10 protein-coding genes are annotated in these 12,381 nt (G+C 70.6%); all 10 read left to right on the top strand.

The window, feature by feature from the left end:
* Positions 1-14: 14 nt before the first annotated feature.
* The 10 genes from ABZ319_RS17620 to eutC all read left to right on the top strand — a co-directional run bounded on the left by ABZ319_RS17620 (position 15) and on the right by eutC (position 12,371).
* The gene (locus ABZ319_RS17620; protein WP_354987469.1) at positions 15-1,394 is read left to right on the top strand and encodes a hypothetical protein; all 1,380 of its coding nucleotides are present in this window, start codon (positions 15-17) and stop codon (positions 1,392-1,394) included.
* A gap of 3 nt (positions 1,395-1,397) precedes the next feature.
* Positions 1,398-2,690 (top strand): Wzz/FepE/Etk N-terminal domain-containing protein, encoded by a 1,293-nt coding sequence (locus tag ABZ319_RS17615; RefSeq protein ID WP_354987468.1) that lies wholly within the window; start codon positions 1,398-1,400, stop codon positions 2,688-2,690.
* Complete coding sequence (locus tag ABZ319_RS17610; RefSeq protein ID WP_354987467.1) at positions 2,687-4,021, top strand: glycosyl hydrolase family 28-related protein; 1,335 nt, start codon at positions 2,687-2,689, stop codon at positions 4,019-4,021. Before ABZ319_RS17615 ends, ABZ319_RS17610 begins: the two co-directional genes overlap by 4 nt.
* Positions 4,022-4,073: 52 nt before the next feature.
* On the top strand, positions 4,074-5,315 hold the full coding sequence (locus tag ABZ319_RS17605; RefSeq protein ID WP_354987466.1) for a GNAT family protein: 1,242 nt from the start codon (positions 4,074-4,076) through the stop codon (positions 5,313-5,315).
* Positions 5,312-5,869, top strand: a complete 558-nt coding sequence (locus ABZ319_RS17600) for a YdcF family protein (protein WP_354987465.1) — start codon at positions 5,312-5,314, stop codon at positions 5,867-5,869. The genes ABZ319_RS17605 and ABZ319_RS17600 overlap by 4 nt, the downstream gene beginning before the upstream one ends.
* 19 nt (positions 5,870-5,888) lie before the next feature.
* Positions 5,889-7,277: a glutamate-1-semialdehyde 2,1-aminomutase gene (locus tag ABZ319_RS17595; protein WP_354987464.1), complete on the top strand. Its 1,389-nt coding sequence runs from the start codon at positions 5,889-5,891 to the stop codon at positions 7,275-7,277.
* A complete protein-coding gene (locus tag ABZ319_RS17590) occupies positions 7,274-8,455 on the top strand; it encodes a glycosyltransferase (RefSeq protein ID WP_354987463.1) in 1,182 nt (393 codons plus the stop codon). Before ABZ319_RS17595 ends, ABZ319_RS17590 begins: the two co-directional genes overlap by 4 nt.
* 219 nt (positions 8,456-8,674) lie before the next feature.
* On the top strand, positions 8,675-10,102 hold the full coding sequence (gene eat / locus ABZ319_RS17585) for an ethanolamine permease (RefSeq protein ID WP_354987462.1): 1,428 nt from the start codon (positions 8,675-8,677) through the stop codon (positions 10,100-10,102).
* Positions 10,099-11,511 (top strand): ethanolamine ammonia-lyase subunit EutB, encoded by a 1,413-nt coding sequence (locus ABZ319_RS17580; protein WP_354987461.1) that lies wholly within the window; start codon positions 10,099-10,101, stop codon positions 11,509-11,511. Before eat ends, ABZ319_RS17580 begins: the two co-directional genes overlap by 4 nt.
* The gene (eutC, locus tag ABZ319_RS17575; RefSeq protein ID WP_354987460.1) at positions 11,508-12,371 is read left to right on the top strand and encodes an ethanolamine ammonia-lyase subunit EutC; all 864 of its coding nucleotides are present in this window, start codon (positions 11,508-11,510) and stop codon (positions 12,369-12,371) included. Before ABZ319_RS17580 ends, eutC begins: the two co-directional genes overlap by 4 nt.
* Positions 12,372-12,381: the final 10 nt, after the last annotated feature.

The following is a 12,381-nucleotide window of genomic DNA, read 5'->3' as shown; positions in this document are numbered from 1 at the left end:
GGACAGGAGATCTCGTGCTGAGCGCGAGTGTCACGATCGCGCTCATCGCGCTGGCGCTGCTCACCATCGTCGTGGCGGCCGGGCGGGTGGGCGGCGTTGCCCAGGTGCTGCTGGTGGCGCAGGCGGTGTACTGGACGATGTCGTACGTGGCCCGGCCGCTGGTGCTGCTGGTGGTGCGGCCCGAGCCCAGCTTCGGCGACAACGTGGCCGATCCGCGACTGGCGCGCATCGGCTACGACATCGGACTCGCGCTGGTGCTGCGCCCCGTGGTGTTCGGGATGTGGGTGTACGCGGGGTTCGTCGTCGCCTTCGCGATCTGGGCCCGGCGCAGGTCGCGGCCCGAGCGCACGGTGGTGATCACCCGGGATCCGAACTTCCTGCCGACGTTGTGCGTGCTGTATCTGCTCGGCACCCTGGCCCGGCTGGCGAGCGTCGCCACCGGCGCGGCCGGTAGAGCGGGCGAGGTCGAGAGCGCCAGTCCCGTATTGAGTTTGCTCACGACCATGGCGACCGTCGGCGCGCTGGGCCTGATCGTGTTCATGCGATCGGAGAGCAACCGGACCACCCTGCTGGTGGTCGGGGTGCTGCTGCTCGGGGAGCTGTGGTGGACCACCGCGATCCAGTCCAAGACCCCGGTGCTCGGGGCGGCGCTCGCGATCGCGGTGCGGTTCGGGCTGGAAGGGTGGACGCGGACGAAACTGGTCTCGATCGCGGCGGTGTCGGTCGCGGGTATCGGCGCGTTCGGCTGGCTGCAGTCGCTCAAGGCCACCGACTACTCGAAAGCGGAAGCGGCGCTGACCGATTCGGGCTACCCGCCGGCCGTGCAGCCCTTCCTCAGCCTGCTGCGCCGTTTCGATCTGCTCGAGGCCGCCACGGACGTCTACTACACCGGTCCGAACTCGTGGCTCAGCTTCGATCAGGTGGTGAACCATGTGCTCGTGAGCATGGTCCCCACCCAATTGCTCGGCGCGGAGAAGGCGCAGTCCGGAACCGAGTGGGCCAACCACGTGCGCGGCACCTCGGTCGATATGAGCCAGGTGTCGGTGTCGCTGGCCGAGGGCAACGTCAACGAGGGCTACGTGCTCGGCGGCTACGCCGGCATCGTGATCGGGATGCTGTGCACCTTCCTGCTGCTGCTCGCCTGGGAGCGAACGCTGTACTCGCGCTTGCTGATTCCGGTGATCTTCGGGACCGCGCTGATCGAGTTTCCGGTCATCTTCGAACGCGGCGTGCTCGGCACCGCCGAGACGCTGGGCAAGTTTCTGCAGGCAGCGGTGCTCATCTGGGTGGTGTACCTCCTGGTGGGAGAGCTGCGACGAAAACCAGGGTCGATCGGCGCGCCGGCGCCGCCGCGCCCGATCGAATCCGCTGCCGCGGACAAGCGAAGGAATTGAGTTATGGGACTAGTGGATTACGTGCGGGTCGTCCGGCGGCGCTGGGGCGTGGTCGTCGTCGCGCTGCTGCTCGGGGTGCTGGGGTCGATCGGGTACCTCCAGACCGCACCGGTCACCTACACCGCGTCGAGCAGCGTCTACGTGTCGATGGCGACCGGTACCTCGGTCAACGACTCGTACCAGGGCGGATTGGCCGCCCAGCAGCGGGTTCGGTCGTACCTCGAGCTCGCCACCAGCACCAAGGTGCTCGATCGCGTGATCGGTCAGCTCGGGCTGCGGGGATCGGCGGAGGAACTGCGGCAACGGGTCACGGTGGCCTCGCCGCCCGCCACCGCGATGCTGCGCGTCACCGTCACCGCGCCGTCCGCCGCCGGGGCGCGCAATCTGGCCGATGAGGTCGTCGCGCAATTCCGGGCCCTGGTGGACGAATTGGAGACCATCGAGTCGACCGCCGCTCCGGCCGCCCGGGTCGCGGTGGTGGACCGCGCGGAGCTGCCCGGCGCGCCCAGTTCCCCGCAGTCCTCGCGGATCGTGATGATCGGCATCCTGGCCGGATTGCTGCTCGGCGGCGGCGGAGCGCTGCTGCTCGAACGGCTCGACCGCCGCGTGCGCTCGCAGCCGGAACTGGCGGAGCTGGTGCCGGTGCTGGGCACGGTCGCGCTCGACGGCCCCGGAACCGAGGCCGATCTGCGCCAGGTGCGGGCTCGCCTGGTCAAGGACGTGGCGGGCAGCCGCGTGAAAACCGCCATGCTGACCAGCTTTTCGAAGAACTCCGAGCCGTCCCTCGCGGTGGGGCTGGCGCGTTCGCTGGCCGACGCCGGGCGGCACGTGCTGCTGATCGACGCAGACACCACCCGCAAGGGCAGCACCGGCCTGATGCCGGAGAACAACGGTGCGGGACTGGTCGACATGCTGCGCGGTGGCCGGTCGGCCGCCGAGGGCGTGCTGTCCTGGTCCGACCGCGGCATCTGGGTGATCCCGCTGGGGGCCGCCGATCAGGGCATGTCGGATCTGCTGGCCTCGGAACAGTTCGACAAGTTGCTCGCCGAACTCGAGAACATGTTCGACGACGTGCTCATCGATGTCGCGCCGGTGCTCGCCGCCGCGGATGCGCTCACCGTGGGCCCGCGCTGCGGGCGGACCATCGGGATCGCCGAACTCGGCCACACCACCTCGGGCGAGGTCAACGGCGCGGTGGCCGCGCTGGCAACGGTGGGCGCGAGCCGGCCGCAGACGATCGCCATCGCCGCGCGCGGCGGGTGGGCGGAGCGGCTGACCGGAGGGCTGCGCAGGTGACGGGCGAGGGAATGCAGCGGCGCCGCATGCTGGCCGGAGCCCTCGGCGCGGCGGTCACCCTGCCGGTCGCCGCGTGCGCCGCGGCCGGGCCCGGCGCCGCCGCGCCGGGCGGCACGGTCCGCAATGTCCGGGATTTCGGCGCGATCGGCGACGGCACCGCGGATGACACCGCCGCGATCGCCGCGGCCTGCCGGACCGGTGACGAGCCGCTGGTGCTGTACCTGCCCGCGGGCACGTACCGGGTCACCCGGTGGCCCGAACTCTCGGACTTCGCCACGATCTACGGCGACGGCGGCGACGCCACCACCATTCTCTGCGAGACCGACACCACGCTGATCTCGCTTCGGCATCGCCAGCGGGTGCGCTTCGCCCGGCTCGGCATCTATCTCACCGGGCCGTCGGCCACCGCGGTGTCGCTGTTCCAGTGCTTCCGCTGCTCCTTCGACTCGGTCGTGATTCGCGGAAATCATCTGAGCGACAACTTCCCCCGCTACGCCGCGCAACGCGGGGTGGTGCTGGAGGGCAACACCGGCGGCACCGCCTTCCTGAACTGCGACATCAACAACTTCGGGTTCGGGCTGGTGACCTCCTGCATCCAGAACTACGTGACCTCGTCCAAGTTCACCAACAACCGCATCGGCGTGCTCGGCACCGGCAACGACCACAACGCCGGGCTGGCGCTGACCAACGTCGAGTTCGTCTCGGACAATGACCCGCGCACGACCGACAAGCACCTCTGGGTGGACGGCGCATCGAACGATTGGTGGCTGACCAATGTGTGGTTCGAGGGTTCGGACATCGCGCTGTCGATCGGGCAGGCGGGCGGGGCGGGCGGGCCGTCCCAGTTCGGCATGGTCAATTGCAAGGTGGCCGCGCGCAGCGTCTGCCTCGACCTGATCCATTGCCGCCAGCCCTATCTGGCGAACGTGCGGTTCGATCCGGACCCGCATTCGACCCCCATCGAATTGCGGATCGATGCGGCGGGCTGCCCGGAGGGCACCGCGATCAATCTGATCTCCAGCGCGGCCGCCGACATCGCCGCCGGGGTCTTCCCGCCGGGCTGGCAGGTGATCGGCCGGGGCAGTGCGAACGTGCCCGCGGTACAGGGAACGTTGATCGCGCAGGCGACCGGGGACGCCGATGTCTTCCGCGCGCAGGCGCCCGATGGCGCACCGATGTCCGCCATATTGTCCAGCGGGGCTTGGTTTTCCGATCGCGCCGACGGCGGGGTGGTGCTCAAGGATCCGGAGGGCGGCTACTGGCGGCTGGTGGTGTCGCCCTCGGGCGCGCTCACCACGGCCCCGCTCGGCAAGCAGCGGCCGACGCGGTGACGCCTCGATGATCAGCAGCCGAAAAGCGTTGTCGCGAACCCGGATCGGGCCGGTGAGCCTGCCGGGTGGAACGATCGTGCTGCGGCCGCCGCGCTCGGCGGACTTCGCGCGCTGGCGGCAGATCCGGCTCCTGGATCAACGGCTGATCGAACCCTACTGGGGCACTTCGCCGCTCGGCTGGCGCGCCCGGCACAGCGAGCGGGTCTGGGTGCGTGAGTTCCTCGACGCCGTGGTGTACACCCGGCTCGGGCGGCGGCTGGCGCTGGTGATCGAGGTCGACGGCTGTTTCGCCGGCCAGATCGAGCTGACGTCGATCGACAGGCGCACGCGCAGCGCGGAAATGGGCTTCTGGCTGGACTCGGTCCGGGCGCGCCGCGGGGTCTCCACGGTGGCCGCGGGCATGCTGATCGACTTCGCGCTCGAGCAGCTGGGCCTGGAGCGGATCGTCGCGCCGATCTCCACGGACAACGCGCCGGTGCTGCGCGGGGCCGCCGTGTGCGGCATGGTCCGGGAGGCGACCATGGCGCGCTACTTCGATGTCGGCGGCGAGCGCCGCGACCACGAACTCTGGGTGGCGACGGTGGCGGCCGCGCCGCCGGGCGGGTACGCGGCGCGGACCATCGAGAAGTACGCCGGCATGGACGCGAACCCGGTCGAGCGGCTCGTCGCCCTGGAACCCGAGCGCGCGCCGGGTCCCGCGGCGCTGGCGGCCGGGGTCGTGCGTTTCGCCCTGGGGTGGTTGCGGCGCAGACTGCGGCGGTTGCGCAGGGGCACAAACGAACTGATCACCTCCGGCGTGCGGCCGGACGTGGTGCTGCGCAGTCGCACGCTGGCCGATGTCTGTAGACCGGCTGTGCCCAAAGAGCATTCGATGATTCACGAGCTGACCACGCAGCTGCGCGGCTGGTCGGGGCTGACCTCCGATCCGGGTCTGATCCTGGTGATCGAACGCGCGGGCGTTCCGGTCGGGCAGGCCCGGCTGTACGGCCTCGATCGCTTCAATCGCAGTGCGCGCGTGCATCTTCACCTCGCGGTGCCGGACCCGGACGGTGATATCGGCGCGACCGCCCTGCGAGCTCTGATCGACACCGCGTTCGAGCGGTTCGGCGTCCTGCGGCTTTCTATGACCGCGCCGGCGGACGCCCCGGCGACGGCCGCGGCCGCGGTACGGGCCGGGATGGCGTCGGAGGGCATACTGCGCGAGATCGTCGGGCCCGGCGGGCTTCGTGGCGATCACGAGCTGTGGGCGGTCACCGTCGAGGCCGGCGCCCGGCAGCGTTCGGTGCCGGCATGATCGAATCCGGCAGGCGGCGACGGCGGTGGGCGGTCCGGCTCGCGGCCGCCGTGACGGTGTGCGGTGCGGTCGCGGTGGCCGGACTGCCGGTGTACGTGCACCCGCAACTGGATCCGCTGCGGCCCGCCGACGCGATCGTGGTGCTGGGCGGCACCCCGTACGAGCGCTTCGACCTCGGCCTCGAGCTGGCCCGGCGCGGATACGCGCCGCAACTGCTGATCTCGCGCTCGACCGGCGCCGACGACCCGGAGATGGCCAAGTACTGCGACGGCCACTTCGCCTTCCAGGTCAGCTGTTTCGAGCCCGATCCCTGGACGACGCAGGGCGAGGCGCAGGAGGTCGGCAGGCGCGCCGCGCGGTTCGGCTGGCGGCACCTCATCGTCGTGACCTTCACCCCGCACATCTCGCGGGCCCGGTACATCCTCGGCAAGTGCTTCGACGGCGAGCTGACCATGGTCGCCAGCCCCACGCCCACCGGTCCGCGGTTCTGGTCCTGGATGTACCTGCGCCAGAGCGCGGGCTATCTCAAAGCTTTCGCCGAGCCCCGATGCTGAATCCGAAAGGCACGCACCGATGATCACTTCCTCCGGCCCGCCCGCGCCGGAGCGGACGCCCGCTTCGAGCCCGTCGTACGCGCACCTCGCCGCCAGCGCCGCCGCCCGCGCCCGGCTGCACGAACTGGTGCCCGGCGGCGCGCACACCTATGCGCGCGGGGACGATCAGTATCCCGAGGCGATGGCCCCGGTGCTGGTGCGCGGCAACGGGTGCCGGGTACAGGACGTCGACGGTCACGAGTACATCGAGTACGGCATGGGCCTGCGTTCGGTCAGCCTCGGCCACGGGTATCGGCCGGTGGTCGAGGCGGTGTCGGCGGCGATCGCGGACGGGGTCAACTTCTCTCGCCCGACCGAGCTGGAACTGCTTGCCGCCGAGGACTTCCTGAGTCTGGTGCCGGGAGCGGACATGGTGAAGTTCGCCAAGAACGGTTCCGACGTCACCACGGCGGCGGTGCGATTGGCGCGGGCCGCGACCGGTCGCACCACGGTGGCGGTGTGCGATCAGCCGTTCTTCTCCACCGACGACTGGTTCATCGGCACGACCGCGATGAACGACGGCATCCCCGACACCGGCGACGTCGTTCGTTTCGAGTACGGCGATCTCGAGGCGCTGGCGGCGTTGCTGGCCGGGCGCGAGGTGGCCTGCGTGATCATGGAGGCGGCCACGGCGCTGGCCGAACCCGCACCCGGGTATCTGGAAGGTGTTCGCGCCCTGTGCGATCGGCACGGCACACTGCTGATCTTCGATGAGATCATCACCGGGTTCCGCTGGGCGGCCGGTGGCGCCCAGGCGGTGTACGGCGTCACCCCGGATCTCTCGTGCTGGGGCAAGGCGATGGGCAACGGGTTCCCGATCTCGGCCTTGGCGGGCAAGCGCGAGTTCATGGAGCTCGGCGGGTTGCGTACCGAGCGGGCCCGGGTCTTCCTGCTCTCCACCACGCACGGCGCGGAATCGGCCGGGCTGGCGGCGTTCCGGGCGGTGGTGCGGGCCTACGCGACCACCGATCCCATCGGCCGGATGGAACACGCGGGCCGTCGCCTGGCCGACGCCGTCAACGCCGTCGCGGCCGAGGCCGGGATCGCCGGTCACCTGCAGGTGGCGGGCCGCCCGTCCTGCCTGATCTTTCGCACGAACGACGCTTCCGGACAACCCGCACAGGAGTTTCGCACCTTGTTCATGCAGGAGATGCTCGAGCGGGGGGTGCTCGGGCAATCGTTCGTCACGTCCGCCGCACACACCGACGCCGACATCGATCAGACCGCGGCGGCCTGCCGGGCCGCCGCGGTGATCTACCGCAGGGCGCTCGATCAGGGCGGGGTCGACGGGCTGCTGCGGGGTCGCCCCACCGCGCCCGCGATCCGCCGCTTCGCCGCACCGCGGCGCATCGGGCAGGCCGCCGAATGAGCGCGCCGCGGATCGGCCTCGTGCACGAACGATTCACCGAGTACGGCGGCTCGGAGGCGGTGGTCGCGGAGTTCACCCGAACCTGGCCCGGCGCACGGGTTTTCGCGCCCATCGTCGATGTCGCCCGCTCGCCCGCGCCGCCCGCCGACAACCTGGCGATGCCGTGGGGGGACATCGAGGACACCTGGCTCACCCGCGCGCACGCCGCGACCGGCCGCCGATCGCACGCGCCACTGCTGCCGTTCGCGCCGCGCGCGTTCCGCGGGCTGCCCCTGACCGGCCGGTTCGACGCGGTGGTCGTCAGCCATCACGCCTTCGCGACCCAGGCGGTGTTCGCGACGGACGCGCCGGTGGTGGCGTACGTGCACAGCCCGGCACGCTGGGCCTGGGACAGGGCTTTTCGCGCGCAGGAGGGCGGCGGCCGCGCGGGGCAGCTCGCCCTGACCGGCCTCGGCCACATCGCCCGGCGCGCCGAGCTGCGCGCGGCCCCGCACCTGACCCGGGTGATCGCCAACTCGCACGCGGTCGCCGAGCGGGTGCAGGACTGGTGGGGATTACCCGCGACGGTGGTGAATCCGCCCGTGCGCCTTGATCGCTTCGCCCTCGATCCCACCGTCGAACGGGAGGACTTCTTCTTGTTCGCGGGCCGGCTCGTGCCCTACAAACGTCCGGACCTGGCGATTCGAGCCGCCCGCCGCGCGGGCTGCCGCCTGATGGTGGTCGGGGACGGCCGCTTCCGCCGCCAACTCGAGGAGCTGGCCGGCCCGGAAACCACCTTCCTCGGCGCGGCCCCCGACGAGGTCCTGGTGGACATGTACCGCCGCTGCCGCGCCCTGCTGATGCCCGGGATCGAGGATTTCGGCATTGTCCCCGTGGAAGCGATGGCCTGCGGCACCCCCGTCCTGGCGGTGTCCGAAGGCGGCGCCCTGGACACGGTCCGCCCCGGCGTGACCGGCGAGTACGTGCCCCCCGGCTCCGACGAGGAGGTCGTCGAACACCTGGCCCAGCGGATGACCGGTTTCGACTCGGCGACCTTCGACCCGTCCGTGATTCGAGCCCACGCGGAGTCGTTCGGCCCCGCCTCGTTCCGCGACCGGGTGGCCGCGGTGGTCGCTGACGTCCTGGAGCCCGGGCGGGTGGCCCCTCCCGGCACGGATGCGATGAGCGGAGGACGGTAGCGCCCTGCTGCCCCGCGATCGGCCCGGAATCACTCGATTCCGGGCCGTTCTCGTGTTCGGGGGCGCCGAGTTCGGGGCATGCCGAGCGCGGGACGTAACGCGAGGTAATTTCGGCGGAAGGCGGCGGTGACAATTCAGCAACATCGGTGCGGGAAGTTGGGCGGGTAAACCTTTCTGGGCGTATGCCCAGCTCAGTGTGTGAGGAGTGCGAGTCTCTCTATGACTGCTGCGACCCGGACCGACCTCATCGGCGAAGCCGCCTCCGACGACTATCTGGCCAAGAGAACGCTGCGGAAGGGGTCCGCGGGGTGGGTGCTGCTCGCGGGGCTCGGGGTCAGTTACGTGATCTCGGGGGACTACTCGGGGTGGAACTTCGGACTCGCACAGGGCGGGTTCGGGGGGCTGTTGATCGCCACCGTCCTCATCGCGGGGATGTATCTGGCCATGGTGCTGGGGATGGCGGAGCTGTCGGCCGCACTGCCCGCGGCGGGCGGCGGATACACCTTCGCGCGGCGGGCGCTGGGACCGTGGGGCGGATTCGCCACGGGCGCGGCCATTCTCATCGAGTACGCCATCGCGCCCGCCGCCATCGCCACCTTCATCGGCGGCTACGTCGAATCGCTGAACCTGTTCGGGATCACCGACGGGTGGTGGGTGTACCTGGCGGTGTACGTGCTGTTCATCGGCATCCATCTCGCCGGTGCGGGGGAGGCGCTCAAGGTCATGTGCGCCATCACCGTGGTGGCGCTGGCCGGTCTGGTGATCTTCGCTGTCGCGGCCTGGGGGGAGTTCGAGATCGCCAATCTCACCGATATCCCGGCCGATCCCGACGCGCTGGGCAGTTCCTCGTTCCTGCCGTTCGGTGCGTTCGGGGTCTGGGCCGCCATTCCCTTCGCCATCTGGTTCTTCCTCGCCGTGGAGGGCGTGCCGCTGGCCGCCGAGGAGGCGCGCGAGCCGGAGAAGAACGTGCCGAAGGGCATTATCGCGGCGATGCTGGTGCTGCTGGTGACCGGCGGCGCGGTGCTGCTGCTGTCCACGGGAGCCCTTGGCGCGGAGAAGCTTTCGACCTCCGGCAACCCCCTGGTCGAGGCGCTGGGTGACAGCGGAGCGGCCACCGCGGTCAACTACATCGGGCTGGCCGGTCTGGTCGCGAGCTTCTTCTCCATCGTCTACGCGTACTCGCGGCAGACCTTCGCGCTCTCGCGAGCCGGATACCTGCCCAAGTCGCTGTCGGTGACCAACCGGCGCAAGGCGCCGATGCTCGCGCTCATCGTGCCGGGCGTCATCGGCTTCGGCCTGTCGCTGACCGGCGAGGGCGCGATGCTGTTGAACATGGCGGTCTTCGGCGCCGCCCTGAGCTACGTGCTCATGATGGTGAGCCACATCGTGCTCCGGGTGCGCGAGCCGGGCATGCGCCGGCCGTACCGCACCCCCGGCGGCGTCGCGACCACCGGTTTCGCGCTGATCGTGGCGTGCGTGTCGGTGGTGGCGACCTTCCTGGTCGACCCGGTCGCGGCCGGCTGGACCCTGGCCGCCTTCTGCGCCTTCCTGCTCTATTTCGGCCTGTACAGCCGGCACCGCCTGGTCGCCAACTCACCCGACGAGGAGTTCGCCGTGCTGGCGCGCGCCGAACAGGAGCTCGAATGACGCGCTACCACCAGATGATCGGCGGCGCCTCCTATACCTTCGACGGTCTGGTCGACCTGCTGGCCAAGGCCACACCCCGGCGCAGCGGCGACGAACTCGCCGGCTGCGCCGCGGGATCGGATGCCGAACGCGCGGCCGCGCAATGGGCGCTGGCGGAGGTGCCGCTGCCCGCTTTCCTGAACGATCCGGTGGTGCCGTACGAAACCGACGAGGTCACCCGGCTCATCATCGACACCCATGATCGCCGGGCCTTCCAGGCCGTCTCCCACCTCACGGTGGGCGGCCTGCGGGACTGGTTGCTGCACGTGGCCGCCGCCTCGGGCGCGGCCGCGACCCTGGCCGCGGTCGCGCCCGGGCTCACCCCCGAAATGGTCGCCGCGGTCAGCAAACTCATGCGCAATCAGGATCTGATCGCCGTCGCCAAGGCCGTGGAGGTGCGGGCCGGATTCCGCACCACCGTCGGGTTGCCCGGCACCCTGGCCACCCGGCTCCAGCCCAACCATCCCACCGACGATCCGCGCGGCATCGCCGCGGCGGTGCTGGACGGGCTGTTGCTCGGCTGCGGCGACGCGGTGATCGGCATCAATCCGGCCACCGATTCACCCAGGGCCACGGCGGATCTGCTGCACCTGCTCGACGAGGTGCGCCGCCGCTTCGACATTCCCACCCAGTCCTGCGTGCTCTCCCACGTCACCACGACCCTGGGATTGATCGAGGCCGGTGCGCCGGTGGACCTGGTCTTCCAATCCGTCGCGGGCACCGAGGGCGCGAATTCGGGCTTCGGCGTGAACATCTCGCTGCTGCGCGAAGCCAACGAGGCGGGACGGTCATTGCGCCGCGGAACCGTCGGCGACAACGTCATGTACTTGGAAACCGGTCAGGGCTCGGCGCTTTCGGCCGGTGCGCACCTGGGCGTCGGCGGCCGTCCGGTGGATCAGCAGACCCTCGAGGCGCGGGCCTACGCCGTGGCCCGGGACCTGGATCCGTTGCTGGTCAATACCGTTGTCGGGTTCATCGGTCCCGAATATCTGTACGACGGCAAGCAGATCATTCGCGCGGGGCTCGAGGATCACTTCTGCGGCAAGCTGCTGGGCCTGCCCATGGGCGTGGACGTCTGCTACACCAATCACGCCGAAGCCGACCAGGACGATATGGACACCCTGCTCACCCTGCTGGGTGCGGCCGGGTGCGCGTTCGTCATCGCGGTGCCGGGTGCGGACGACGTCATGCTCGGCTACCAGAGCCTGGCGTATCACGACGCCCTCTACGCTCGAAAAGTATTGGGGCTCAAACCCGCTCCGGAGTTCGCGGCCTGGCTGGAGCGGCTCGGGATGCTGGACTCGAACGGCCGGGTGCTGCCGATCGAGCCGCTTTCCTCGCCCCTGCACACGCTGGCCATCGCGGGATGAGCGAGACGAGACCCGCGCCGGGAGTGGAATCGGTTGCCGCCCAAGCATTCTGGGACGGCCTGCGACGCAGCACGCAGGCCCGCATCGGGCTCGGCCGGGCGGGCGACGCGCTGCCGACCGCGGAGGTGCTGAAATTCCGGGCCGCACACGCCGCCGCCCGCGACGCCGTGCACAACCCGCTCGACGTGCCGGGCCTGATGGCGCGGGTGCGCGCGCTCGGACTCGGGGAGCCGGTGCACGTCGCCAGCCGGGCCGTCGACCGCTCGCAGTACCTGCGCAGGCCGGATCTGGGTCGTCTGCCCGCGGAAAGCGCTACCGGAGAAAAGCTTTCGGGAATCGAGTCGACAGGCGCGGACGTGGGCGTCGTCCTCGCGGACGGCCTGTCCCCGCGTGCCCTCACCGATCACGGCGCGCCCATGCTGCTGGCGCTCGCCGCGGAGCTGGGTGACCGCTACACCCTCGCGCCGCCGGTCATCGCCACCCAGGCCCGGGTGGCGCTGGGCGACCACATCGGGCACGCCCTCGGGGTGCGAACGCTGCTGGTGCTCATCGGCGAACGTCCCGGGCTGTCGGTCGCGGACAGTCTCGGCATCTACCTCACCCACCTGCCCCGGCCCGGCCGCGCCGATTCCGAGCGCAACTGCATCTCCAATATCCATCCGCCGGAGGGGCTCGGCTACGCGCGGGCCGCGCGGGTAGCCTGCGGTCTGATCGAGGGTGCGCGCCGGATCGGGCGGTCGGGAGTGGAGCTGAAGGACACCTCCGACGATGCGGAACTCGCCGAGCGGGACGCGATGGTGCTGGAGCCCGGCGCAAGCCCCAACAGTCGTTGTGCAGCCGACCAAACGATCTTGAGCTAGATTGTGAAAC

This window comes from Nocardia sp. NPDC005978 (genome assembly GCF_040614455.1).
In the GTDB taxonomy this organism is placed as follows: Bacteria; Actinomycetota; Actinomycetes; order Mycobacteriales; family Mycobacteriaceae; genus Nocardia.
This window is presented reverse-complemented; position numbering and strand designations above follow the sequence as displayed.

Excerpts from the sequence above, each read along its gene's own strand:
- ABZ319_RS17615 (WP_354987468.1), top strand. The coding sequence starts at position 1,398 with ATGGGACTAGTGGATTACGTGCGGGTCGTCCGGCGGCGCTGGGGCGTG.
- ABZ319_RS17600 (WP_354987465.1), top strand. The coding sequence starts at position 5,312 with ATGATCGAATCCGGCAGGCGGCGACGGCGGTGGGCGGTCCGGCTCGCG.
- ABZ319_RS17595 (WP_354987464.1), top strand. The coding sequence starts at position 5,889 with ATGATCACTTCCTCCGGCCCGCCCGCGCCGGAGCGGACGCCCGCTTCG.
- ABZ319_RS17590 (WP_354987463.1), top strand. The coding sequence starts at position 7,274 with ATGAGCGCGCCGCGGATCGGCCTCGTGCACGAACGATTCACCGAGTAC.
- eat (WP_354987462.1), top strand. The coding sequence starts at position 8,675 with ATGACTGCTGCGACCCGGACCGACCTCATCGGCGAAGCCGCCTCCGAC.
- ABZ319_RS17580 (WP_354987461.1), top strand. The coding sequence starts at position 10,099 with ATGACGCGCTACCACCAGATGATCGGCGGCGCCTCCTATACCTTCGAC.
- eutC (WP_354987460.1), top strand. The coding sequence starts at position 11,508 with ATGAGCGAGACGAGACCCGCGCCGGGAGTGGAATCGGTTGCCGCCCAA.